The 23,947-nt window shown below is 71.6% G+C and carries 27 protein-coding genes; 15 read left to right on the top strand and 12 right to left on the bottom strand.

The features are described 5' to 3' along the window. The first annotated feature begins 102 nt into the window (after window positions 1-102). From AB0L89_RS20685 to AB0L89_RS20650, 8 genes are all read left to right on the top strand, one after another. The gene (locus tag AB0L89_RS20685) at window positions 103-723 is read left to right on the top strand and encodes a TetR/AcrR family transcriptional regulator (protein ID WP_365142813.1); all 621 of its coding nucleotides are present in this window, start codon (window positions 103-105) and stop codon (window positions 721-723) included. A gap of 199 nt (window positions 724-922) precedes the next feature. Further along, window positions 923-1,225 (top strand): urease subunit gamma, encoded by a 303-nt coding sequence (locus AB0L89_RS20680; RefSeq protein ID WP_055697283.1) that lies wholly within the window; start codon window positions 923-925, stop codon window positions 1,223-1,225. A gap of 49 nt (window positions 1,226-1,274) precedes the next feature. Continuing rightward, on the top strand, window positions 1,275-1,586 hold the full coding sequence (locus AB0L89_RS20675; protein WP_365143378.1) for an urease subunit beta: 312 nt from the start codon (window positions 1,275-1,277) through the stop codon (window positions 1,584-1,586). Then, window positions 1,579-3,300, top strand: a complete 1,722-nt coding sequence (locus tag AB0L89_RS20670; RefSeq protein WP_365142811.1) for an urease subunit alpha — start codon at window positions 1,579-1,581, stop codon at window positions 3,298-3,300. The genes AB0L89_RS20675 and AB0L89_RS20670 overlap by 8 nt, the downstream gene beginning before the upstream one ends. Before the next feature lie 29 nt (window positions 3,301-3,329). Continuing rightward, entirely contained in the window at window positions 3,330-4,004 is a 675-nt protein-coding gene (locus AB0L89_RS20665) for an urease accessory UreF family protein (protein ID WP_365142809.1), read from the top strand. A 95-nt stretch (window positions 4,005-4,099) separates the two neighbouring features. Then, entirely contained in the window at window positions 4,100-4,783 is a 684-nt protein-coding gene (ureG, locus tag AB0L89_RS20660; RefSeq protein ID WP_365142807.1) for an urease accessory protein UreG, read from the top strand. Beyond that, window positions 4,765-5,592, top strand: coding sequence for an urease accessory protein UreD (locus AB0L89_RS20655; protein WP_365142805.1), 828 nt, complete (start codon window positions 4,765-4,767; stop codon window positions 5,590-5,592). Before ureG ends, AB0L89_RS20655 begins: the two co-directional genes overlap by 19 nt. Window positions 5,593-5,729: 137 nt before the next feature. After that, window positions 5,730-7,343: an alpha/beta hydrolase gene (locus AB0L89_RS20650; protein WP_365142803.1), complete on the top strand. Its 1,614-nt coding sequence runs from the start codon at window positions 5,730-5,732 to the stop codon at window positions 7,341-7,343. Between the two features lie 71 nt (window positions 7,344-7,414). Here AB0L89_RS20650 and AB0L89_RS20645 read toward each other — a convergent pair whose 3' ends face one another. Both AB0L89_RS20645 and AB0L89_RS20640 read right to left on the bottom strand, forming a co-directional pair. After that, window positions 7,415-8,446, bottom strand: a complete 1,032-nt coding sequence (locus tag AB0L89_RS20645) for an NAD-dependent epimerase/dehydratase family protein (RefSeq protein WP_365143376.1) — start codon at window positions 8,444-8,446, stop codon at window positions 7,415-7,417. A gap of 116 nt (window positions 8,447-8,562) precedes the next feature. Beyond that, window positions 8,563-9,297: a lysophospholipid acyltransferase family protein gene (locus AB0L89_RS20640; protein WP_365142801.1), complete on the bottom strand. Its 735-nt coding sequence runs from the start codon at window positions 9,295-9,297 to the stop codon at window positions 8,563-8,565. Window positions 9,298-9,487: 190 nt separating this feature from the next. Between AB0L89_RS20640 and AB0L89_RS20635 the strand changes: the two genes are divergently transcribed. Continuing rightward, window positions 9,488-9,880 carry an SSI family serine proteinase inhibitor gene (locus AB0L89_RS20635; RefSeq protein ID WP_365142799.1) on the top strand — a complete coding sequence of 131 codons (393 nt, stop codon included), beginning with the start codon at window positions 9,488-9,490 and terminating at the stop codon, window positions 9,878-9,880. A 77-nt stretch (window positions 9,881-9,957) separates the two neighbouring features. Here the strand turns inward: AB0L89_RS20635 and AB0L89_RS20630 are convergent, their stop codons facing one another. From AB0L89_RS20630 to AB0L89_RS20610, 5 genes are all read right to left on the bottom strand, one after another. Beyond that, the gene (locus AB0L89_RS20630; RefSeq protein ID WP_365142797.1) at window positions 9,958-10,113 is read right to left on the bottom strand and encodes a hypothetical protein; all 156 of its coding nucleotides are present in this window, start codon (window positions 10,111-10,113) and stop codon (window positions 9,958-9,960) included. Window positions 10,114-10,200: 87 nt separating this feature from the next. Next, window positions 10,201-11,151, bottom strand: coding sequence for a cytochrome c oxidase assembly protein (locus tag AB0L89_RS20625; RefSeq protein ID WP_365142795.1), 951 nt, complete (start codon window positions 11,149-11,151; stop codon window positions 10,201-10,203). Window positions 11,152-11,332: 181 nt separating this feature from the next. Beyond that, complete coding sequence (locus AB0L89_RS20620; RefSeq protein ID WP_365142793.1) at window positions 11,333-12,358, bottom strand: 6-phosphofructokinase; 1,026 nt, start codon at window positions 12,356-12,358, stop codon at window positions 11,333-11,335. A 170-nt stretch (window positions 12,359-12,528) separates the two neighbouring features. Next, window positions 12,529-13,257 carry a glutamine amidotransferase gene (locus tag AB0L89_RS20615; protein ID WP_365142791.1) on the bottom strand — a complete coding sequence of 243 codons (729 nt, stop codon included), beginning with the start codon at window positions 13,255-13,257 and terminating at the stop codon, window positions 12,529-12,531. 21 nt (window positions 13,258-13,278) lie between these two features. After that, entirely contained in the window at window positions 13,279-14,517 is a 1,239-nt protein-coding gene (locus tag AB0L89_RS20610; protein WP_365142789.1) for a MurT ligase domain-containing protein, read from the bottom strand. A 141-nt stretch (window positions 14,518-14,658) separates the two neighbouring features. On the opposite strand from AB0L89_RS20610, the gene def reads away from it, so the two are divergent. Next, window positions 14,659-15,198 (top strand): peptide deformylase, encoded by a 540-nt coding sequence (gene def / locus AB0L89_RS20605; protein ID WP_365142787.1) that lies wholly within the window; start codon window positions 14,659-14,661, stop codon window positions 15,196-15,198. Window positions 15,199-15,221: 23 nt separating this feature from the next. Here def and AB0L89_RS20600 read toward each other — a convergent pair whose 3' ends face one another. Continuing rightward, a complete protein-coding gene (locus AB0L89_RS20600) occupies window positions 15,222-15,866 on the bottom strand; it encodes a TetR family transcriptional regulator (protein ID WP_362337119.1) in 645 nt (214 codons plus the stop codon). Between the two features lie 164 nt (window positions 15,867-16,030). Here AB0L89_RS20600 and AB0L89_RS20595 point away from each other — a divergent pair, with 164 nt between their 5' ends. Continuing rightward, complete coding sequence (locus tag AB0L89_RS20595) at window positions 16,031-17,257, top strand: acyl-CoA dehydrogenase family protein (RefSeq protein ID WP_365142785.1); 1,227 nt, start codon at window positions 16,031-16,033, stop codon at window positions 17,255-17,257. A 74-nt stretch (window positions 17,258-17,331) separates the two neighbouring features. Here AB0L89_RS20595 and AB0L89_RS20590 read toward each other — a convergent pair whose 3' ends face one another. Both AB0L89_RS20590 and AB0L89_RS20585 read right to left on the bottom strand, forming a co-directional pair. Beyond that, window positions 17,332-17,841: a nucleotidyltransferase domain-containing protein gene (locus AB0L89_RS20590; protein WP_365142783.1), complete on the bottom strand. Its 510-nt coding sequence runs from the start codon at window positions 17,839-17,841 to the stop codon at window positions 17,332-17,334. Window positions 17,842-17,847: 6 nt separating this feature from the next. After that, window positions 17,848-18,294 (bottom strand): PaaI family thioesterase, encoded by a 447-nt coding sequence (locus tag AB0L89_RS20585; protein WP_365142781.1) that lies wholly within the window; start codon window positions 18,292-18,294, stop codon window positions 17,848-17,850. A gap of 140 nt (window positions 18,295-18,434) precedes the next feature. Here AB0L89_RS20585 and AB0L89_RS20580 point away from each other — a divergent pair, with 140 nt between their 5' ends. Then, window positions 18,435-18,962 carry a DinB family protein gene (locus AB0L89_RS20580; protein ID WP_365142779.1) on the top strand — a complete coding sequence of 176 codons (528 nt, stop codon included), beginning with the start codon at window positions 18,435-18,437 and terminating at the stop codon, window positions 18,960-18,962. 57 nt (window positions 18,963-19,019) lie between these two features. Here AB0L89_RS20580 and AB0L89_RS20575 read toward each other — a convergent pair whose 3' ends face one another. Next, window positions 19,020-20,147: a hypothetical protein gene (locus tag AB0L89_RS20575; RefSeq protein WP_365142777.1), complete on the bottom strand. Its 1,128-nt coding sequence runs from the start codon at window positions 20,145-20,147 to the stop codon at window positions 19,020-19,022. Between the two features lie 269 nt (window positions 20,148-20,416). Between AB0L89_RS20575 and AB0L89_RS20570 the strand changes: the two genes are divergently transcribed. From AB0L89_RS20570 to AB0L89_RS20560, 3 genes are all read left to right on the top strand, one after another. After that, window positions 20,417-20,860, top strand: a complete 444-nt coding sequence (locus AB0L89_RS20570) for a MarR family transcriptional regulator (protein WP_365142775.1) — start codon at window positions 20,417-20,419, stop codon at window positions 20,858-20,860. Next, entirely contained in the window at window positions 20,857-22,308 is a 1,452-nt protein-coding gene (locus AB0L89_RS20565) for an MFS transporter (RefSeq protein WP_365142773.1), read from the top strand. The genes AB0L89_RS20570 and AB0L89_RS20565 overlap by 4 nt, the downstream gene beginning before the upstream one ends. A 189-nt stretch (window positions 22,309-22,497) precedes the next feature. Next, the gene (locus AB0L89_RS20560; protein WP_365142771.1) at window positions 22,498-23,049 is read left to right on the top strand and encodes an isochorismatase family protein; all 552 of its coding nucleotides are present in this window, start codon (window positions 22,498-22,500) and stop codon (window positions 23,047-23,049) included. 57 nt (window positions 23,050-23,106) lie between these two features. Here AB0L89_RS20560 and AB0L89_RS20555 read toward each other — a convergent pair whose 3' ends face one another. Beyond that, a complete protein-coding gene (locus tag AB0L89_RS20555) occupies window positions 23,107-23,895 on the bottom strand; it encodes a GNAT family N-acetyltransferase (protein ID WP_365142769.1) in 789 nt (262 codons plus the stop codon). Window positions 23,896-23,947: the final 52 nt, after the last annotated feature.

The raw sequence follows: 23,947 nt of genomic DNA, 5'->3' as shown, positions 1-23,947 counted from the left end.
AGAGACGCTTTAAAGAGAAGGATCGTTCGTTTTATGTGTGGGCCCACTGTCCTGCGGTGCGGCATTCTTGTCAAGAATGAATGTTCGTTTTACGTTGAGGGCATGGCTCGCGTATCCCAAGAACACCTCGACGCACGTCGTCGGCAGATCCTCGACGGCGCCGCGCTGTGTTTCGCGCGCAACGGCTTCCATGCCACGTCCATGCAGGACGTGCTGAAGGAGGTGGGCCTGTCGGCGGGCGCGGTCTACCGCTACTTCCGCGGCAAGGACGAGCTGATCGCCGCCATCGTCGCCGAGGTGCTCACCGACATCAGTGACATCTTCGAGGCGGCGGGCCGGCAGAGCCCGCCGCCCCCGCCGGACGTCCTGGTGGGCAGGGTGCTCTCCGAGGTCCTCGATCTGCGGCCCGGGATGCGGGAGGGCTCGCGGACCTACTTCCCGCGGCTGATGATCCAGGTGTGGACGGAGACCCTCCGCAACGACGAGCTCTCGGCCCTCATGGCGGACATCTACGTCAAGGTGCGCGGGGCCTGGGTGAAGATCGTGACGGGCTATCAGGAGGCGGGCATGATGCGCGCCGACATCCCCGCCGACCACGTCGCGCGGACGATGATCGCGGCGGCGCAGGGGTTCGCCGCGCAGTACGCGCTCTTCGACGAGGTGCCCGTGGAGGCGCTCCAGGACGGTCTACGGGCACTGATGAGTATGGCGCAGACCAGCTGATGGTCATGAGCCGGTCAATGACTGGTTAACCTCGTTGAAACTCCTCCCAACTACCCTCCCGTGCCACGCCACCAGCGGATTTTGTATCCGGGGTGCGCAAGATCGCGCATCTTCGCTGTGTGTTACATCTATATCCGTCGCGGTGGCCGCGGCAACCGGACCCCGCACGGTTCGGAGCGAGGACTGTGAGGTGGGACGCGTGCAACTGACCCCGCACGAGCAGGAGAGACTGCTCATCCATGTGGCCGCGGATGTGGCCGAGAAGCGAAGGGCGCGGGGGCTGCTGCTCAATCACCCCGAGGCGATCGCCCTCATCACCTCCCACATCCTCGAAGGGGCCCGGGACGGCCGCACCGTCGCCGAGCTCATGTCGTCGGGCCGGAAGATCCTCACGCGTGACGACGTCATGGAGGGCATCCCCGAGATGATCCACGACGTCCAGGTCGAGGCCACCTTCCCGGACGGCACCAAGCTCGTCACCGTCCACGATCCGATCGTCTGACGGGAGTTCGCGCCTCATGCATGCCGCAACGCACGGCACGGGTCAGGGGATGATCCCCGGCGAGATCCTCTTCGCGGACGATCCCGTCTCCTTCAACGAGGGCCGCGAGGTCACCCGCCTCACCGTCCTCAACGCCGCCGACCGCCCCGTCCAGGTCGGCTCCCACTACCACTTCGCCGAGGCCAACCCGGGTCTGGACTTCGACCGCGGCGCCGCACACGGGAAGCGGCTGAACATCGCCGCGGGGACCGCCGTGCGCTTCGAGCCCGGAATCCCCGTCGACGTCGAACTCGTCCCGCTGGCCGGCAAGCGCATCGTGCCCGGTCTACGCGGAGAGACCGGAGGTGCCCTCGATGCCTGAGCTGTCCCGTGCCGCGTACGCCGATCTGTTCGGCCCCACGACGGGCGACCGGATCCGGCTCGCCGACACCGATCTGCTGATCGAGATCGAGGAGGACCGCTCCGGCGGTCCCGGACGCTCCGGCGACGAGTCGGTGTTCGGCGGCGGCAAGGTCATCCGCGAGTCGATGGGGCAGGCCCGCACCACGCGCGCCGAGGGTGCCCCCGACACCGTCATCACCGGCGCGGTGATCATCGACCACTGGGGAATCGTCAAGGCCGACATCGGCATCCGCGACGGCCGCATCACCGGCATCGGCAAGTCCGGCAACCCCGACACGATGGACGGCGTCCACCCCGACCTCGTCATCGGCCCCGAGACCGAGATCATCGCGGGCAACGGCAAGATCGTGACCGCGGGCGGCATCGACACCCACATCCACTTCATCTCGCCGACCATCGTCGACGAGGCGCTGGCCTCCGGCGTCACCACGCTCTTCGGCGGCGGCACCGGGCCCGCCGAGGGCAGCAAGGCGACCACCATCACGCCCGGCGCCTGGCACCTGGCGCGGATGTTCGCCGCGCTGGAGTCGAGCCCGGTCAACGTGGGCTTCCTCGGCAAGGGCAACACCGTCAACGCCGAGTCGATGCACGCCCAGCTGCGCGCCGGCGCCGTCAGCTTCAAGATCCACGAGGACTGGGGCGCGACGCCCGCCACGATCGACGCCTGCCTGAACGTCTGCGAGGAGACCGGCGCCCAGCTCGCCGTCCACACGGACACGCTGAACGAGGCCGGCTTCGTCGACGCCACCTTCGACGCGGTCGCGGGCCGGACCCTGCACGCCTTCCACGTCGAGGGCGCGGGCGGCGGCCACGCCCCCGACATGATCACGGCCGTCTCGCTGCCCAACATGCTGCCGAGCTCGACCAACCCGACCCGGCCGCACACCGTCAACACCGTCGAGGAACACCTCGACATGCTGATGGTCTGCCACCACCTCAACCCCGCCGTGCCCGAGGACCTGGCCTTCGCCGAGTCCCGCATCCGGCCCACCACCATCGGGGCCGAGGACATCCTCCACGACCTCGGCGCCATCTCGATCATGTCCTCCGACTCCCAGGCCATGGGCCGCATCGGGGAAGTGATCATGCGGACGTGGCAGACCGCGCACGTGATGAAGCGGCGCCGCGGCCTCCTGCCGGGGGACACCCGCGCCGACAACCACCGCGCGCGCCGCTATGTCGCCAAGTACACGATCAACGCGGCCGTCGCCCAGGGCATCGAGCACGAGCTCGGCTCGGTCGAGAGCGGCAAGCTCGCCGACCTGGTGCTGTGGGAACCGGCGTTCTTCGGCGTCAAGCCGCAGGTGGTGCTCAAGGGCGGACAGATCGCGTACGCGCAGATGGGCGACGCCAACGCGTCCATCCCCACCCCGCAGCCGATCCTGCCGCGCCGCATGTACGGCGCGCACGGCAGGGCCCCCGCGCGGAACTCGATCAACTTCGTGACGCAGTCGGCCCTGGACGACGGGCTGCCCGAACGCCTGGGCCTGGAGAAGCAGTTCACCGCGATCCGGTCCACGCGCGGTCGCACCAAGGCAGACATGCGCGAGAACGACGCGCTGCCCCGGGTCGAGGTCGCCCCCGACAGCTTCGCCGTCACCATCGACGGTGAACTCGTCGAGCCGTCGCCCGCCGCGGAACTGCCGCTCGCGCAGCGGTACTTCCTGTTCTGACGGCCCCGACGAACCTGGCGACGACACCCATGTCCCGAGCAGCACTACTCGTTCTGGCCGACGGCCGCTTCCCCGCCGGCGGGCACGCCCACTCCGGCGGGGCCGAAGAGGCCGTCAAGGCGGGCCGCATCACCGGGGCCGCGAGCCTGGAGGTCTTCTGCCGGGGACGGCTGCACACCTCCGGGCTCGTGTCGGCCGCCCTCGCGGCGGCCGCCGCCCTCGGCGTCGACCCGGTCGCCCTGGACACGGCGGCCGACGCGCGCACGCCGTCACCCGCGCTGCGCACCGCGGCGCGGCGGCTCGGGCGGCAGATGATGCGGGCCGCCCGCGCCACCTGGCCACACCCCGAACTCGACGCGCTGGCGCAGCGGTTCCCCAAAGGCGCGCATCAGCCCGTCGTCCTCGGGTTGACCGCCCGCGCCGCCGGGCTCGGCCCCGAGGACGCCGCGTACTGCTCGGCGTACGAAGCGGTCAGCGGACCGGCGACGGCCACCGTGCGGCTGCTCAGCCTCGACCCCTTCGACGCCACGGCGGTCCTGGCCCGGCTCGCCCCGGACCTCGACCACGTGGCACTCCGGGCGGCCGAAGCCGCGCGGCGCGCGTCCGACGAAGGCGTCGACGCGCTGCCCGCGGCCTCCGCGCCGCTCCTGGAGATCGGCGCGGAGGCGCACGCGGCCTGGCCGGTACGCCTCTTCGCGTCCTAGCGGTGGCAGCACGGGACGCCCCGACCACGGCGTCCCGGGTCCCCGCGCACCCTCACACCACTAGCACCACCGGCACCACCCGAAGGAGCAGCATCATGCATCTCGATCACTCCCACGACGGCCCCGCCGCGGTCTCCGCCGACGCCCACCGCCCCGACGGAACCCGTCGCGCGGTGCGCATCGGGCTCGGCGGGCCCGTCGGCTCCGGCAAGACCGCGACCGTCGCCGCGCTGTGCCGCGCGCTGCGCGAGGAGTTCTCGCTCGCGGTCGTCACGAACGACATCTACACGCGTGAGGACGCCGACTTCCTGCTGCGCGAGGCCGTCCTGCCGCCCGAGCGCATCACCGCCGTGGAGACCGGCGCCTGCCCGCACACCGCGATCCGCGACGACATCTCCGCCAACCTGGAGGCCGTCGAGGACCTGGAGGACGAGGTCGGGCCGCTCGACCTGATCCTCGTCGAGTCCGGCGGCGACAACCTGACGGCCACCTTCTCCAAGGGCCTCGTCGACGCGCAGATCTTCGTCATCGACGTGGCGGGCGGCGACGACATCCCGCGCAAGGGCGGCCCCGGCGTCACCACGGCCGACCTCCTGGTCGTGAACAAGACCGACCTCGCCCCGCATGTCGGCTCCGACCTCGCCCGGATGGCCGCCGACGCGAAGGCCTCGCGCGCCGAGCTCCCCGTCATCTTCCAGTCGCTGCGCTCCGAAGCAGGCGTCGGCCCGGTCGCCGCCTGGGTGCGCGAGCAGCACGCCGCATGGACCGCGTCGGCGTGACGGTGGACCTCGCCCCACGGGGCGCCGCGCACCCGCGGGGCATCTACCGCGCGGGCAGCGCGGGCGTCCGCGCCACCGCCCGTGTGGAGGCGCGCGCCGGCGCCAAGGGCGGCACCGTGCTGCCCGTGCTCGACGGGGAGGGCCCGCTCGCCCTGCGCCGCACCCGATCCACCTCGGGGGCGGCGCGGGTCACGCTCGTCGGCGCGATGAGCGGCCCCCTCGGCGGGGACCACCTCACCGTCGAGGCCGTGGCCCACGCGGGGGCGGCACTGCACATCGGCTCGGCGGCGGCCACCATGGCGCTGCCCGGCCAGAGCGAGACGGCGGCGCACTACGACGTGCGCCTGACCGTGGCCGACGGTGCCGAGCTGCACTGGCTGCCCGAACAGCTGATCTCCGTGCACGGCAGTGACCTCCGCGTCACCACGCGCGCCGACCTCGCCGAGGGCGCGCGCCTGGTGCTGCGCGAGGAGCAGGCGCTGGGCCGCACGGGTGAGGCCCCGGGCCGCCTCACCAGCCGCCTCACCGTCCGCCGCGCGGGCCGCCTCCTCTTCGACCAGGAACTGGCCTGCGGCCCCGGAGCCCCGGGCGGCTGGGACGGCCCCGCCGTCCTGGGCGGACATCGCGCGGTGGGCCAACTGATCGTCGTACGACCGGAGTTCGAGCACGCCAAACCCCCGGGCGCACCCTTGGGGGAGTGGGCGGCCCTGACGCCCCTGGCGGGCCCGGGCGTCCTGGTCACGGCGGTGGCCCCGGACGCCCTCCAGGTCCGCCGGGCGCTGGACGAGGCCCTGCACCGGCTGACGTGATCCGCTCACCGGGTCGGACCAATCCGTTTATCGGATTGGCAAAGAAAGCCTGTCGTGGCTGTTGCCGGGGTCCCCGCAGGCGCAAGGATCCCCCGTACTGATCGAACCGGTTCGAATCGATGTGCGGGAGGCCCCACTTGAGTAGGACGCCAGGGACCAGACGGACGGCGGTGCTCGGTTCCGCGGGCGCTCTTGTCGCGGCGACGCTGATAGCGGGTGCGTTCGCGGCGCCGACGGCCAGCGCCGACGCGCAGGGCGCCGCGGCCTCCCGCTCCGGCAAGGACCGCGAGGCCCGCGGCGCCGCCCTCGCCGCCGAGCGCGCCGCGAAGGCCGGCGTCGACTGGCGGGACTGCCCCGCCGACTGGGGCCTGGAGAAGCCCATCCAGTGCGGCTGGGTCACCGTCCCGCTCGACTACGCCAAGCCGCACGGCAAGCAGATCAAGCTGGCCGTCGACCGCATCGGCAACACCGGCACCAAGGACGAGCGCCAGGGCGCCCTCGTCTACAACCCGGGCGGCCCCGGCGCCTCCGGCCTGCGCTTCCCGCGCCGCGTCGTCACCAAGAGCAAGCTGTGGGAGAAGACCGCGAAGGCCTACGACTTCGTGGGCTTCGAGCCGCGCGGCGTCGGCCACTCGGCCCCCGTCTCCTGCGTGGACCCGCAGGAGTTCGTCAAGGCGCCCAAGCCGGACCCCGTCCCCGACAGCGAGGCCGACAAGCGCGCCCAGCGCAAGCTCGCCGCCCAGTACGCGGACGGCTGCCAGGAGCGCAGCGGCGAGCTGCTGCCCCACATGACGACGCCCAACACCGCCCGGGACCTCGACGTCATCCGCGCCGCCCTCGGCGAGAAGAAGCTGAACTTCCTCGGTGTCTCCTACGGCACCTACCTCGGCGCGGTCTACGGCACGCTCTTCCCCACGCACGTGCGCCGCATGGTGTTCGACTCCGTGGTCAACCCGCGCACGGACAAGATCTGGTACGAGGTCAACCTCGACCAGGACGTGGCCTTCGAGAAGCGCCTCGTCGACTGGATGACCTGGGTCGCGAAGAACGACGCCGCCTTCCACCTCGGCGACACCTACGACGAGGTCCGCGCCCAGTGGGACACGCTGCGCGCCACCGCGAAGAAGCAGCCCCTCGGCGGCGTCGTCGGCCCGGCCGAGCTGCACTCCTACTTCCAGAACGCGCCGTACTACGACTCCTACTGGGTCGAGATCGCCACGAACTGGAGCAAGTACGTCGCCGGTGACCCGAAGCCCCTCGTCGACGCCGCGAGCCCCGACCTCTCCGACACCGCGGGCAACATCGCCGCGGAGAACGGCAACGCCGTCTACACGGCCGTCGAGTGCGCGGACGCCAAGTGGCCGCGCAGCTGGCGGAAGTGGGACCGCGACAACACCCGCATCCACCGCACCAGCCCCTTCTTCACCTGGGGCAACGCCTGGATGAACCTGCCGTGCGCGACCTGGTCGAGCAAGCAGCAGCGCCCAATGGAGATCGAGACCCGCAAGGGCCTGCCGCGGACGCTGATCGTCCAGTCCACCCGTGACGCGGCCACGCCGTACCCCGGCGCCCTCGAACTCCACAAGACCCTCAAGGGCTCCCGCCTGGTCACGGAGAAGGACGCCGGTTCGCACGGCATCACCAACATCGCCAACCCGTGCCTCAACGACCGCGTCGACACCTACCTGTTGACCGGCGAGCTGGACGCCTCCGACGTGACCTGCGGGCCGCACGCCACGCCGAAGCCGTAGCCGCGGCAGGAGCAGTCCACCGGCCGACCGTCGCCCGTGCCCACGCGCGGTGACGGTCGGCCGTTGGCGTCTCAGGCCGTTCGTCGCGCCAGCCAGTCGTCCTCCGCCGCGTAGTCGAACAGATCACCCGACGGGTCGTAGTTCCCGGCCATCTTCGGGAACGCCGCGCGCCAGTCCTGCCCCGCGAGCCGCGCGGCCAGCCAGTCCACCGTCTCCTGGAGGCTGTCGGCGTACGTCGTCACGGCGCGGTAGCCCAGCTCCCGCTCCGCCGCCGACATGTCGTACACCACCGGATGCCCCGCCGACCACGGCGTGTCCCCGACGTTCGGCGCCGGCGGCCCGCCCGGCACCGTCACCGTCTCGGTCCGGGTCCCCATCGCGGCGTCGATCGCCGCCCCGATCTCCGCGACCGTGGGCGCCTCGGGGTCGCCCGCGTTGAGCACCCGCGAGCCCGGGCGCACCGCGGCGAGCCGCACCAGCTCCGCGATGTTGTGGACGCTGACCGGATGGAACCGGCTGGCCCCGCCGTGCGCGAGGACCCGGGTGCGCCGCCCGTCCAGGTTCCGCTTCACGAAGTACAGCTCGCGGGGCGTGCGGCAGTGCGGTCCGTGGATCGCGCCCGCGCGCAGCAGCGTCACCGGAAGGCGCTCACCGAGCGCCAGCAGCGTGCGCTCCAGCGCGATCTTGCGGGTGCCGTACGTGGCCTCGCCCGGCGCCACCGTCGGCTGGCTCTCGGGGATCGGCACGGGGTGCTCGGGAAATCCGTCGGGCTCCTCCTGGGTGTCGAAGCTGCGGCCCCGCCCGTCCGCGTAGACCGCCCCGCTGGAGAGGACGACGGCCGACCCGATCCGGTCGGCCAGGGCCTCGTACTGCCGGGCGTGCGTCGCCGTGAACGCCACCGTGTCGACCACGAGATCCACCCCGTCGCCCAGCGCCGCGGCGAACGCCGGGTCGTCCTCCCGGTCCAGGCGCACCGCCCGTACGTCCTCGGGCCACCGCGTGTCGCGTCCGCCGCCCCGCGACGCCGCCGTCACCGCCCAGCCGTCCTCGGCGAGCGCCTGAACCGTCACGCGCCCCGTCTGTCCCGTCGCACCGATCACCATCGCGTTCTTCATGATCGGACCGTATGGTCCGACAGCCGGACGGGGGACGTGCTCTGCTCTCAGCAGAGGCGCCGGCCGGCGCGACGGGGACCACGCCGGGGGAGTGCGCCGCCGCGTCAGCTCAGCGGCATCCTCGGGAACTTCCGCTGGTCCTTGGTGCCCGCCGCGGCCTGCTCGGCCTCCTCCGCCTTCACGACGGCCGCGTACTTGTCGACGTACTCCTGACCGGAGAGCCCGAGGATCTCGTACATGATCTCGTCGGTGACGGCCCGCAGCACCGCCTTCTCGTTGTCCATGCCGACGTAGCGGGAGAAGTCGAGGGGCTCGCCGAAACGAATCGTCACGCGCTTGAACTTGGGGACCTTCTGGCCGGGCGGCTGCGCCTCGAACGTGCCGATCATCGCGCACGGCACCACCGGCACCTGCGCCTTGAGCGCCATCGCCGCGACGCCGACCTTGCCCTTGTAGAGCCGGCCGTCGTGCGAGCGGGTGCCCTCCGGATAGATGCCGAGCAGCTCGCCCTTGCACAGGACGCCGAGCCCCTCGCGGATCGCGGCCTGGCCCGCCTCCCGGCCGGAGCGGTCCACGGGGATCTGCCCCGCGCTGCGGAAGAACGCGGCCGTCAGCCGGCCCTTGATGCCGGGGCCCGTGAAGTACTCGGCCTTGGCGAGGAAGGTGATGCGGCGCTTGATGATCGCGGGCATCAGGAAGTGGTCGGAGAACGACAGGTGATTGCCCGCGACGATCGCCGCGCCGTTCTCCGGCACATGCTCCAGGCCCTCGATTCTGGGCCGGAACATCAGCCGGAGCAGCGGGCCGAGGATCACGTGCTTGAGCAGTAGATAGAACATGGCGGCCGCCTTCCCCGTGGTCCCGGTGCCGACGCACAGTAGCCAATCGGCGCCGCGTACGCGAGAGCCCGTTCGGGCCCTTGCGTACGCCCCGGCGGGGGAACGACCGGCGCGGCGGCTCGCCCCGCGCCACGGACGGAAGGTGCTCTGGCCTCTCCCCGATGTCACCGTCCGTTCCCGGAGGTCACCGATGCGCCCGCTCACCGTCACAGCCGCCGCCCTGCTCGCGCTCGCCGCCGGGGCGCCCGCAGCCCACGCGACACAGGAGATGCCCCCTCCGGAGCGTGGGCTCTTCCTCACCGTCTCGGGGTCGGACAACACCTGGATCCGGGGTGTCCTGCTGAACTGCGAGCCCGAGCCCTCGGGCCACCACCCGCAGGCGGCCAAGGCCTGCGAGGCGATCGCCCAGGCGGGCGGCGATCTCGACGAACTCCCCGAGGACCCGCACGCGTGCACCAAGGAGTTCGACCCGGTCACGGTGAGCGCGACGGGGACCTACCGGGGCCGGATGGTCGGCTGGCACAAGACGTACCCGAACGCCTGCACGATGGACGCGGCCACCGGATACGTCTTCCGGTTCTGAAGCGGCCACGCCGCACGGGACAGGGCGCTTCACGGGCCGGTGTCACGGCGCATGCCGATTCGCGCACCACGCCCCCACTAGGCGCGCGACAGCACCATCGCCAGCGTGATCAGGCCCAGCACGACCCAGCCGAACCACAGCCAGCCGTTGCTTCCGAGCGCCGCCGTGTAGGCCGTCACCATGACCAGGCCTCCGATGGTGAACCCACCCATGGTCTTCGTGGAACCGGGCATCGCTCAGCCTCCTCCCGGCAGCCCTGTGCGCCCACGCGCCGCGGCTGCGGTCCGAGGTCCATCGTCCCCCGTGACACCCGGTTGCCGCTAGCGCCCGCGTGCGGCCAGTGAGGCCAGATAGGCGTTGTACTCCTCGAGCTCCTTGTCCCCGTCGCGGTCCGCGGCGCGGTCCTTGCGCCGCGCCTCGCGCTCCTCGGACTTGCGCCACTGGAACAGCAGGGCGACCAGAACCACCACGGACGGGATCTCACTGAAGGCCCAGGCGATGCCGCCCGCCGCCTCCTGGTCCTGGAGCGCGTCGATGCCGAGCGAGGCGGGCGGGTGCATGTACGTGCCGATCATCGGCTGGGTCGCCATCATCAGCGCGATGCCGAAGAAGGCGTGGAACGGCATGCCCGCGAACAGCTCCAGCATCCGCATCACATAGCCGGGCCGGTGCGGACCCGGGTCGACGCCCATGATCGGCCAGAAGAAGACCAGGCCGACGGCGAGGAAGTGGACCATCATCCCGATGTGGCCCGCCTTGGACCCCATCAGCGTGTCGAAGAGCGGCGTGAAGTAGAGCGCGTACAGGCTCGCGATGAACAGCGGGATCGTGAAGGCGGGGTGCGTGATGATCCGCATGTACCGGCTGTGCAGCAGCCAGAGCAGCCACTCGCGCGGCCCCTTGCTGCCGCGCGCCGCCACCGGCAGCGCGCGCAGCGCCAGCGTGATCGGCGCGCCGAGCAGCAGCAGGATGGGCGACAGCATGCTGATCACCATGTGCTGCACCATGTGCACGCTGAACATGACCATGCCGTAGTCGTTCAGCTTGGTGCACATCACGAGCAGGACGGTGAGGACACCGAGCACGAAGGAGATCGTGCGGCCCACCGGCCACTTGTCACCGCGCCGCACGAGCCGTGCCACGCCCCACCCGTACAGGCCGAGGGCCACCAGGCAGCCGATGAGGAAGAAGGGGTCGGCCGAGGGTTCCAGGCCTCGCCCCAGCGTGAACGGCGGCAGATCCATGTTCATGCCGTGCCCGCTGTGATCCATCCAGTGGCTCCTGATTCGTGCGGATTGTGCGACGTGTCTCGGCACCAGAGTAGAACTGCCCCCGGCCGCTGACGCGACCGGGGGCAGATAGTTCAACAGGTGATGAGTTGGCGTACGGAGGGGGGAAGGCGGGCGCTCTGGAGACGGGCGCCTTGAGGGCGGACGTCGGCGCGGGCCGGACCTACAGCACGCACTCCGCTTCGGCGTACCGCTCGTCGGGCACCGTCTTCAGGGTCGCGACCGCCTCGGCGAGCGGCACCATCGTGATGTCGGTGCCGCGCAGCGCGGTCATCTTCCCGAACTCGCCGCGGTGCACGGCCTCGACGGCGTGCCAGCCGAAGCGGGTCGCGAGCACGCGGTCGTACGCGGTGGGGGTGCCGCCGCGCTGGACGTGGCCGAGGATGACCGGACGCGCCTCCTTGCCCAGGCGCTCCTCCAGTTCGAGGGAGAGCTGCCGGGCGATGCCGGCGAACCGCTCGTGGCCGTAGACGTCCTTGCCGCCCACGTCGAACTCCATGGAGCCCTCGCGCGGCTTGGCGCCCTCGGCGGCCACGACGATCGCGAACTTCTTGCCCGCGGAGAAGCGCTCGCCGACCTTCTTGGCCAGTTCCTCGATGTCGAAGGGCCGCTCGGGCACGACGATGGCGTGCGCGCCGGCCGCCATGCCGGAGTGCAGCGCGATCCAGCCCGTGTGCCGGCCCATGACCTCGACGATGAGCACCCGCTGGTGCGACTCGGCGGTGGTCTTGAGACGGTCGAGCGCCTCCGTGGCGACCCCGACGGCGGTGTCGAAGCCGAAGGTGACGTCGGTGACCGCGATGTCGTTGTCGATGGTCTTGGGCACCCCGACGATGGGCAGACCCGCGTCGGACAGCAGCCGGGCCGCCTTCAGCGTGCCCTCGCCGCCGATCGGGATGATCGCGTCGAGGCCCAGCTCGGCGACGTGCCCCCTGGCGCGCTCCACGCCGTCCCGCAGATGCGCGGGCTGCACGCGCGAGGAGCCCAGAATCGTTCCGCCGCGGGCGAGGATGCCGCCCACCGCGTCGAGGTCGAGCTTGCGGTAGTCACATTCCAGGAGGCCCTTCCAGCCGTCGTGGAAGCCGATGACCTCGTCGCCGTGGTCCGCCACCGCGCGGTGCACGACGGATCGGATGACGGCGTTCAGTCCGGGGCAGTCGCCGCCGGAGGTCAGGACACCAATGCGCATAGCCCGGAATACCTTTGCAACGTGGGCCGATGACCGGACCACGTCGTCCGGCGGGATTCCCGCCTCACCCTATAGGCGCCGGGGGGCGGGACCGCATCAGGCGTCCGAGGGCTGGACGCCCCCGCTCACATGTGCGGGCGGGGCGTCAACCGGGCCTTCGTGCCGGGATGTTACGCGGGCTGCTGGGCGGCGTTGATCCGCTCGTTGCGCAGCGCCTCGTACCACCGGTCGTCCGTCGGCGGCAGCGCGTTCACGTCGAGGGCCAGCTTGAGCAGCAGGTCCGCGATGAGCGGGTTGCGGGCGAGGACCGGGCCGTGCATGTACGTACCGAACACCGTGCCGTTGTACGCGCCCTCGGTGCCGTCGCCCGTGCCGTTGCCCCGGCCGAGCTGGACCCGGGCGAAGGGGCGGGCGGCGGGGCCCACGTGGGTGACGCCCTGGTGGTTCTCGAAGCCGGTCAGCTGCGGCAGGCCCAGCTGCGGGTCGATGTCGGCGAGCACGTCGCCGACGCACCGCTCGCCCTCGCCGCGCGTGGAGACCACGTCGAGCAGGCCGAGACCGGGCTCGCGCTGGCCGAGGTCGTTGATGAACTCGTTGCCGAGGATCTGGTAGCCGGCGCAGACCGAGAAGACGATCGCGCCGTTGCCCACGGCTCGCTGCAGACCGCCGTCGCGGCGCAGCCGCTCGGCCGCCAGGCGCTGCGGGCGGTCCTCGCCGCCGCCGATGAGGTAGATGTCGCCGGAGGTGGGCACCGGCTGGTCGCTGCGTACGTCGTAGCGCTCGACCTGGAGGCCGCGCTGGCGGGCGCGGCGCTCCACGACGAGGGCGTTGCCCTGGTCTCCGTACGTGCTCAGGAGGTCGGGGTAGACCCAGACCAGACGCAGGCTGTTGTCGCTCATGCTCATTGTCCTTACCCGGGGTCAGTTGCCGACGCGGCGGCGCAGGTCCTGGAACGCGGTGTAGTTCGCGATGGTCTCGATGCGTCCCGGCGGGGCGAGCTGCACCGCCTCGTCGACCGACTCGCAGACCCGGAAGTCCAGGCCCGCGACCTCAAGCCGCACGGCGAGGTCCAGCTTGCGGTCACCGAGGACGAAGATCGGGTGACCGGCCAGACGGGTGTAGTCGACGTCCCACAGCCAGGAGGTGTCCGTGCCGTCCGCGCCGCGGGCGTTCACGGAGAGGATCACCGGGGTCGGCGGCGGGTCGATCAGCGAAAACGTTTCGAGCCAGCCCGCCGGGTTCTTCGCGAGCAGCAGGCGCAGGTCACGGCCCTGGAACTGCACCACGTCGTAGCGTCCGGCGACGGCCTGCACCTGGTACATGCGCTCCAGGGCGACCTGCGGAGGCACGCCGAAGACGGCGGCGACGGCGGCCGAGGAGGCGGCGTTGGCCTTGTTGGCGCGACCGGGCAGCTGGAGGTGGATCGGCCAGGCCGAGCCGTGCGGGTCCAGGACGTGGTCGCCGGAGAGCACCCAGCTGGGCGCGGGGCGGCGGAAACCGCACTCGCCGCAGAACCAGTCGTCGCCGGGGCGCTGCATGACGCCACCGCAGGACGGGCACGACCAGGCGTCGTCCTTCCACTCCTGGCCGGCGGCCACCCACACCACGTTCGGCGAGGAGGAGGCGGCCCAGACGACCAGCGGGTCGTCGGCGTTGGCGACGATGACGGCCTTGGAGCCGGCGAGGCCCTCGCGCCACTTCTCGGCGAGCATGCGGGTCTCGGCGGCGCGGTCCAGCTGGTCGCGCGAGAGGTTGAGCAGCGCGATCGCCTTCGGGTCGACGTCACGGGCGACACCCGCGAGGTACTTCTCGTCGACCTCGATCACGCCGAACTTCGCGTCGGAGCCACCGGCCAGGGCCGAGGTGATTCCGGCGGGCATGTTCGCCCCGAGGGCGTTCGAGACGACCGGGCCGCTGGCCCGCAGCGCCTCGGCGATCAGACGCGTGGTGGTCGTCTTGCCGTTCGTGGCCGACACGAGGACCACGTCCAGGTGCGTGGCGAGCCGTCCGAGCAGCTCGGGGTCGAGCTTGAGCGCGACCTTGCCGCCGATCACCGATCCGCTGCCGCGGCCCGCCGCTCGCGACACCGCCGCGGCCGCCTTGCCCGCCGTCACGGCCAGCTTGGCCCGCGGCGACAGCGGGTCCGTGTTGCCTGACATCTGTCGAGATCCTCCTTGCGTACGGCGCCGCGCCTGCCCCCGGCATCGTTTCTCTGCTCAGCCTATCGAGATCCACTGGCAAGCCCGAATCACGGCACCACCTCGATGCCGCCCCGCCACCTGGACCGTACTCTTGCCGCCATGCGACACGGCTCGATCCCGGGCGCCTCGGGGCGCGTACGACCCATGACCCTGCTCGGTGACCCCGTGCTGCACACACCCTGCGAGGAGGTCACCGACTTCGGCGCCGAACTGGCGGACCTCATCGAGGACATGTTCGCGACGATGTACGCCGCGAACGGCGTGGGTCTCGCCGCGAACCAGATCGGCGTGGGCAAGCGCGTGTTCGTGTACGACTGCCCGGACGACGAGGACGTCCGCCATCTCGGGTACGTCGTCAACCCGAGGCTCGTCGAGGCGGACGGCGAGACGGTGCGCGGCCCCGAGGGCTGTCTTTCGCTGCCCGGCCTCGAGGCGCTCACGCCGCGCTTCGACCACGCGGTGGTCGAAGGGGTCGATCTGCGCGGCGAGCCGGTGCGGGTGCACGGGACGGGCTGGTTCGCGCGCTGCCTCCAGCACGAGTGCGACCACCTGGACGGCGGCGTGTACACCGACCGTGTCACCGGCTGGCGGCGGCGCAGGGTGCTGAGGGCCGCCGCCAGGGCCTCCTGGAACGCCTGAGCGCCCGCTGAGGCGCCCGGGGATCAGAAGCCGGGTCCGCCGACGCGGTTGCCCGCGGCCGCGAGCCTGCCCCACAGCAGATCGGCCAGGCTGCGCACCAACTGGGCGCGCGGGCACGGCCGTTCGCCGAGCCACCAGTCGCCGGCCGCGTGCATCATGCCGACGATGCCGTGCCCCCACACGCGGGAGAGTTCGGCGCTCTCCGGGCCGAGGTCGACGCGCTCCTCGATGACCTCCGCGAGCTCCTCGCCGAGGCGGCGGAGCAGGGGAGCGGAGTGCAGCCCGACGTCGAAGCCCTGCTCTCCGGGGGAGGGGGATTCCGACGGATGCATGAGGAAGCGGTAGACCTGAGGACGTGCCTCGATCGCCGCGAGATAGGTGTCGAGCGTGGCCTCGACCCGCTCCCTGCGCTCGGCGGGGGCGTCGAGCGCGGCGCGCAGGGCCTCGAGCAGCGCGTCGGTGTGCCGCTTGGCGAGCGCGGCGTACAGGCCGCCCTTGTCGCCGAAGTGGCGGTACAGAATCGGCTTGGTGATGCCCGCTTCCGCGGCGATGGCGTTCATCGACGCACCTGGGCCGTCGCGGAGCACCACCCTGTCCGCGGCCTCGAGCAGCTCCCGACGCCGGTGCTCGGCGGACCGCTGCTGATCGGTCCGCTGCGTGGTCTCCATGGCTTCTCCCCGCCCGTGATGAATCGGTGACGCACGCGCAACGTAACACCAGTGGACCTGTGCCCATCGAACGGGCTGCCGGGAGTTGACATGGACTACTGGCCAGTAACAGACTGCGGTTACCGCAAGTAACGCCGCAGTTGATCGCAGGTCCTGGAGGGGTCATGGCCGAGTTCACCATGGAGCTCAACGACGAACAGAAGGAGGTCCGGGACTGGCTCCACGGGTTCGCCGCGGATGTGATCCGCCCCGCGGCCGCCGAATGGGACGAGCGCGAGGAGACTCCCTGGCCCATCATCCAGGAAGCGGCGAAGCTCGGGATCTACTCCCTCGATTTCTACGCCCAGCAGTTCTTCGACCCCTCGGGCCTCGGCATCCCGATGGCGACCGAGGAGATCTTCTGGGGCGATGCCGGTATCGGCCTGTCCATCATGGGTACCGGCCTGGCCGCCGTGGGCGTGCTCGCCAACGGCACCGAGGAGCAGATCGGCACCTGGATCCCGCAGATGTACGGCGACGTGAACGACGTCAAGGTCGCCGCCTTCTGCTCCTCCGAGCCGGACGCCGGTTCCGACGTGGCGGCCATGCGTACGCGGGCCGTGTACGACGAGGCCAAGGACGAGTGGGTCCTCAACGGCACGAAGACCTGGGCGACCAACGGCGGCATAGCCAACGTCCACGTCGTCGTCGCGGTCGTCGACCCCGAGCTCGGCTCCAAGGGGCACGCCTCCTTCATCGTGCCGCCGAACACCCCGGGCCTGTCCCAGGGGCAGAAGTTCAAGAAGCACGGCATCCGCGCGTCGCACACCGCCGAGGTCGTCCTGGAGGACGTGCGCGTGCCCGGGCACTGCCTGCTCGGCGGCAAGGACAAGCTGGACGAGCGCCTGGCCCGCGCGCGGGAGCGTGCCAAGTCGGGCGGCGAGCGGGTGAAGAACGCCGCGATGGCCACGTTCGAGGCGTCCCGCCCCGCGGTCGGCGCCATGGCGGTGGGCACGGCGCGCGCCGCGTACGAGGAGGCCCTGGAGTACGCCAAGACGCGCACGCAGTTCGGCCGCCCGATCATCGACAACCAGGGCATCGCCTTCCAGCTCGCCGACATGCGCACCCAGATCGACGCGGCCCGCCTGCTGGTGTGGCGTGCCTCCTGGATGGCCACCACCGGCAAGAAGTTCGAGTCGGCCGAGGGCTCGATGTCGAAGCTGTACGCGAGCGAGGTCGCCAAGAAGGTCACCGCGCAGGCCGTCCAGATCCTCGGCGGCAACGGCTTCACGCGCGAGTACCCGGTGGAGCGGATGCACCGCGACGCCGCGATCTACACCATCTTCGAGGGCACGAGCGAGATCCAGCGCCTGGTCATCGCCCGCACGCTCTCGGGCATGCCGATCCGCTGACGCGTCCGGCCCGCGCGGCCGATGTTGCACGTGAAACATCCGCTCCTGTCGCTTTGGCGCCAGGAGCGGATGTTTTATCTCACATCGTCACGCCTGCCAGAGTTGTACGTATCCCTCCCGGAGGGGCCCGCCGAGGACCCCGAGCACCTGCTCGGGGTCCTCGGCGGTGCCGGTCCAGCCGCCGTGGTGGGCGATGAGGGAGCGGGCCCCTCGGCGAGCGTCGCTCGTGCCCGGGTGCGTACGGGTGGGACGAGGTCGTGGGGGTCGGTGAGGGGCAGGCCCTGGTCGTAGAGGAAGAGGATGGTGCCCCGGCGCAGGAGGCGGTCCCTCTCGAAGTGCGCGGGGACGTCCGTCAGGGTGTGCAGGAAGAGCTCGGCCACGCGGCCGTCGTGGCGGACGACCTCGCGGCGGCTCGTCTCCCCTTCCGGGAGGAGCACGGCGATGTCCAGGTCACTGCTCGCGGTGGCCCGGCCCCGGGCGGCCGAGCCGCCGAGTACGGCGCCCAGGGCGCGGGGGAAGCGCTCCTCGACGAGGGCCAGGGCCTGGACCCCGGCCCGGTCGGACGGTGTGGCGTGTGTGTCCATCTCTCGTCACCGGGCCACGCGGATCAGGGTCTGCTGGCCGCTCGCCACGAGGTCGCGGTGATCGGGGCCGACGCCGAAGACCTCCAGGTGGCAGACGGTCAGGGTGCGCCCGGACCTCAGGACCGTGCCGACCGCCTCGATGTGGTCGCCGACGGCGGGCGCGAGGAGATTGATCTTGTACTCGACGGTGAGGACGTCGGTGTCCTCGGGGAAGAGCGTGAACGCGGCGTAACCGCCGGCGCTGTCGGCGATGGCGCTGGTGGCCCCGGCGTGGAAGTAGCCGTTCTGCTGGGTGACTTCGGGGCGGCCCGGCAGCTCGATGTGCACCCGGCCCGGCGCGATGTGCGAGATCCGGGCGCCGAGGTGACCCATCAGGCCTTGGCGGCCGAAGCTCTCCAGGATGCGTGTCCGTGTCTCCGGGGTGGCCTGCTCCTGCCGCGTCCGGTCCGTCATGAGCACTCCGTCCACGAGGGGAACCTGCCGTTCGCGATCATCATGGCATCGGCCCCGGCGGGCGAGGGGCCGCGGGGGTGGTCGGTCCGCGGCCGTGAATATCGGTTGCGGGTCCGCGCCGCGTGCGTGAGGGTTCCGGAGTGAAGCCTTCCCAATGCGCCCTGCTCGGCTGGCAGTTCGAGCTGACCTGGTCGCTCTTCGAGTACCACCTGGAACGCCTGGAGCCCGAGGACTTCCTGTGGGAGCCGGCGGCGCTGTGCTGGACCGTGCGGCCCGACGGCGCGGGGAGCTGGACTCCCGACTGGGCGGACGAGGAGCCCGACCCGGTGCCGGTGCCCACCATCGCCTGGGTCGGCTGGCACCTCGGCTGGTGGCTGGGCGTGGCGACCGACCACGCGGCGGGCCGGCCGCCGCGCGAGCGCACCGAGATCGTGTGGCCGGGGGAGAAGGCGGCGGTCGACTGGCTGCGCCGGGCGCGCGACGACTGGGCGACCGTCCTGGAGCGGCTCACGGACGAGGACCTGGAGCGTCCCGCCACGTTCCCCTGGCGGGACGACCCGCAGTTCACGCTCGCGCACACGGTGGCCTGGGTGAACGCCGAGCTGATGAAGAACGTGGCGGAGATCGGCCAGCTGAGGCTGGTGCGGGCGGGGTCCAGGGAGGCGTGAGCGGCCGCGGGCCGCCCGCTTCGGACCGGCGCCGTCTCGCCCGTCGCCGCCTCGGACTCAGACCAGCTTGTCCTTGTATGCGATGTTGGCACGCCGGTCCCCCTCGGCCCCCGAGGCGAAACCGAAGGTCAGGCGTGGGCGGTAGCCGCCGGGTGCGGACGCGTCCGGGACGAGCATGATGTTCATGCCCTCGGGCTCTCGAAAGACGAGGCTCTTCAGGGCGCGGGTCAGTGCCTTCTCCGTGGCGCCGGTGTTGAGGTCGAAGCGGGTGATGTACGTGTTGCCGGTGTCGTCCGCGTCGCCCGGACCGCCGTTCTTGTACGCCTCGCCCTCGTAGATGTACATGAACGAGCCGTAGAGGCAGAAACCCTGCGCCACCGGCGGCTTGTAGAGGCCCGCACGGTGGGCGAGCGGGGCGCCCAGAGGCGAGGCCACCGCCGTGTCCAGGTCCCAGACGGCGCACTGCTGGTTGCCGCCGCGGTCGAAGCGGACCAGGACGCGGCGGTGGTGCATGTCGACCACGGGGCGCGGCGAGGTGAGGGTGCTGCCCGTGCCGGGGAGCTTCGCCGGGTCCGGGGTGCGGTCCTTGAAGTCCATCGCGGTGCGGTCGGCCGCGTCGTCCCAGTGGAAGCTGCGCGGCGGCTGGTCGGCGGGCGGACCGAGGTACTTGATCCGGCAGAGCTTCGTGCCGAACCCGGTCCTGCCGTCGGCGGCGCGCGCGTCGTACTCGATCCAGAGGTAGGGCGGCCGGCCCACCGCCGTCGGCTCGACGCCGATCTGCGCGCCGTGCCCGAAGCCCCGCAGATACATCCGGCCGATCTTGGTGGCGCCGTCCGTGCCGAGCGCGGTGACGGCGATGTCGCCTTCCTTGAGCCGCGTCGCGTAGGGGACGCCGTCGCCGGGGTTGTACATCACCTGGGCGACGTACCAGCGGTTGTTGAGGTGGTCGTGGCCCGCGCTCTGCATGACGGTCGGGCACCAGGCCGGCCGGTGCATGAACACCGGGTCGGAGGGGTCGGCCAGATCGAAGGCCCGCGACACCGGCAGGGCGAGGGGTGCGGCGAGCGGGGCAGGTGACACCGCGGACGGCTCCGAGGCCCGTGCCGTGCCCCCGGCCGGGCCCGTTCCTGACAGGCCCGCGCCGGTGAGCGCGGCGGTGGCGGCGGCGCCCGAACCGAGGCGCATGAGGTCTCTGCGGCTGAAGTGGTCCCCCATCATCTGCCCTTTCGCGTAGGGGAGTTGGGCCTGATGGGGGAGAGCGTAGGGGCTTGTGGGACGGGGGTGTACCCGGTGTGCGAATGAGGCGGACCGGAATCGCGCGTCAGGCGGGCGAGGTGGCATCGCACGGGGAGCTCGCAGGGCGAGCCCGCACGGGGAGCTCGCAAGGAGAGTCCGCAAGGAAACCTTGCCAGTAAGACTTGCAAGTCTACCTGTCCATCTCCTACGGTGACGGCATGAGCGGACACTCTGGTGAACCCACCTCTGAGCAAGTCGCCGCGGATCTCGCGAACGTGGTCGGCCGCTTCGTGCGCAGACTGCGCGGCGCCGCGCCGGACACGGGGCTGAGCCCGTCGCAGCGTTCCGTCCTCGCCCGGCTCAGCCGCCAGGGCCCGGCCACGACCGCGGCCCTGGCCCGTGCCGAACTCGTGCGGCCCCAGTCGATGCGGATGACCGTGGGGGCGCTGGAGGCCATGGGGTTCGTCGAACGCGCCCCGGACCCGGACGACGGGCGGCAGTCCGTCGTCTCCGTGACGGACGAGGGCCGCCGCACGTTCGCCGACATGCACGCGGCCAAGCGGGGCTGGCTCTCGGTGGCCATCGCCGACGAGCTCGACCCGGCGGAGCGCCGACAACTCGCCGAAGCCGTCGAGCTGTTGGAACGGTTGGTGCGGAAGTGAAGGCGGTATCCGTCGCGCGGGGCGACCCGGTGAAGGGCGACCGGTCCGGTTTCGGCGCACGGCTCACCGCGCCGCTGCTGCTCGGCTCGCTGCTCAACCCGCTCAACACCACGATGATCTCCACCGGCCTGGTGGCGATCGGCCACGACTTCGGTGTCGGCCCCGCCGACACCGTGTGGCTCGTGTCCGTCCTCTACCTCGCGAGCGCCATAGCCCAGCCCGTGCTCGGCAGGCTCGCCGACGAGCTCGGCCCGCGCCGGGTCTTCCTCGCGGGCCTCGTGGTCGTCGCCGTCTCCGGCCTCGTCGGGGCGCTCGCCCCCGGCTTCGGCTGGCTGCTCCTCTCCCGGCTGCTGCTCGGCGTCGGAACCTCCGCCGCGTACCCGGCCGCGATGGCCGTCCTGCGCGACGAGTCCACGCGGCTCCGCCGCCCGATACCGCGTACCGTCCTCGGCCGTCTCTCCTTCGCGGCGCTCGGCAGCGCCGCGGCAGGCCCGACGCTCGGCGGGCTGCTCGTCGCGACCGGGGGCTGGCGGGGGATCTTCGCCGTCAACGTCCCGGTGGCGCTTCTCGCGTACGCGAGTGCGCTGCGCTGGATCCCCAAGGACCTGCCGCGCGGGGAGCGGACCGGGAAGGACGAGAAGCACAGGGGAGGGTCGGGCAGGGCGCATTGGGGCGGGACGCCGGACCCGCTCGGCATCCTGCTCTTCACCGGAGCGCTGAGCTGCCTCGTCGTCTTCCTGCTCGACCTGCGCCACCCGATGTGGTGGCTGCTGGCCCCGGTCGTCGTACTCTCGACCGCACTGACCTGGTGGCAGCTGCGCCACCCCAGGCCCTTCATCGACCTGCGCATGCTGGGCACCAACCACGCGCTCGCCCGCACGTATCTGCGGCACGGGCTGAGCTGTCTCGTCGTCTACTGCGTGTTGTACGGCTTCACGCAGTGGCTGGAGGAGGAGCGCCGCCTCTCCTCGCTGCACACGGGACTCGTCATGCTGCCGATGTCCCTCGCCGCGCTGGCCTGTTCACTTCTCGGGGCGCGCACGAAGGGCATCCGCGCGCCGCTGACCGTCACCGCCGTGCTCCTCGCCGTGGGCAGCTCGCTGCTGTTCTTCACGACGGGGTCCACGCCGCTCGCCGTACTGCTCCTGACAGGCGCGTGCTTCGGTATCCCGCAGGGGCTCATGGGAACCGGCAACCAGGCGGCCGTGCAGGAGTACGCGCCCGCCGACGCCATCGGCTCGGCGGCGGGACTCCAGCGCACCGCCCAGTACCTCGGCGCGATCACGGCCTCCGGTCTCATCGGCCTCGCCTATGGACAACGGGCCGACGACACGGGGCTGCACCTCATGGCGGTCGTCGGCGGGGTCCTTGCGCTGGCGCTGATCGTCCTGACAGTGACGGACCGGGCGCTGCGGGTGCGGCCGAGCGGGGCGCGGGCCGGGAACTGAGCGGGCCCGTAACCGAAGAGCGGACGAGGGCTGCCGCAAGGAGACGGACACGGAAGAGGACTGCCTCAAGGAATCCGAACACATCACGCACGAAGCAAGACGCACAAGGCACTACGTACACGCACGAGCGCTACGCATGACGCGCGGTGCGCGGCGTATGACGCACGACGCACGAGAAAGGCAACTCCCATGTCTGCCACCACGCTTGACCCCACCACGGCCCTCGTCCTCGTCGACCTCCAGAAGGGCATCACCGCACTGCCCACCGTCCACCCTTCGGAGGAGGTCGTCGCGCGGTCCGCCGAACTCGCCGCCGCCTTCCGCGCGCACGGCCTGCCCGTGGTCCTGGTCCGGGTGACCGGCGGCGCTCCCGGACGCACCGAGGCCCCCGCGCGCGGAGGCGAGCCGCCCGCGGACTGGGCCGACCTCGTTCCCGAACTCGGCCGTACGGACGGCGACATCGTCGTCACCAAGCAGCAGTGGGGCGCCTTCTACGGCACCGATCTGGACCTCCGGCTGCGCCGCAGGGGCGTCACCCAGGTCGTGATCGCCGGGATCGCGACGAGCATCGGCGTGGAGTCGACGGCGCGTGCCGCGCACGAGCACGGCTATCACGTCACCGTGGCCGTCGACGCGGTGACCGACATGGACGCCGAGGCGCACCGCAACAGCGTGGAGAAGATCTTCCCGAGGCTCGGCGAGACGGACACGGCGGCGGCGATCGCAGAGCTGCTCGGATGAAGCGCCCGACCTGACGGGAGGGGACGAGGCCCACGACGCCGCCGATACGGGTGCGGGCTACGGCTGATACACGTACGGAGTCGTCGTGCAGAGGGTGGCGAAGCCGAGCCGGTCCAGGATCGGACGGCTGTCGTCCGAGGCGTCGACCTGGAGATAGCGGTAGCCGCGGGCGACGGCGATGCGGGCGCGATACGCGACCAGCGCGCGGTAGATGCCCTTGCCCCGCCAGTCCGGGGCGGTGCCGCCGCCCCAGAGGCCGGCGAAGTCGGTGTCCGGACGGAACTCCATCCGGGCGCCGCACACCGGCCGGTCGCCGTCCATGGCGACGACCGCCACGATGTCGTCCGGCGTCTCGGTGAGTTGAGTGAGGACGCGCCCGGCGATCCGCTCGCTCAGCTCGGCGTCGGCCTCGCCGAAGGCGGCCAAGTGCGCCTCGGCCAGGAGCTTCACGCCGGCCTCGTCCGTCACCGGCAGCAGGTGGATGCCGTCGGGCAGCTCGGGCCCCTGGGGCAGGGCCGCGGCCTCGGCGACCATCACGGTCTCCAACTCCTCGGCCACGAATCCGGCCGCGAGGAGACGCTCGGCGAGATCGGCGGGGCGGTCGTACGAGTGCAGCTTCCACTCGAACTCCACGCCGGCCGCGGTGAAGTGCCGCACCTGCTCGGCGATCACGGAGTCCGCGCTCGTCGCGTCGACGTCGGACCACAGAACGCCGTTCCAGTCGTGCGCCGCCCCGGTCACCCGGACGACACCACCGGTCCGCTCGACCCGGGTACCGGGCCCCTCACCGCGCGCATCGCGCCGAATCTGCCGGTCGTACGCGGCGAGCACCGCTTCATGGTCCATGGGGTCACTCCAGCAGGCGGGCGGGGGGACGGCAACTGGTTTCTCCCGTTGC

The sequence above is a fragment of the Streptomyces sp. NPDC052114 genome, assembly GCF_040680155.1.
GTDB lineage: Bacteria > Actinomycetota > Actinomycetes > Streptomycetales > Streptomycetaceae > Streptomyces.
This window is presented reverse-complemented; position numbering and strand designations above follow the sequence as displayed.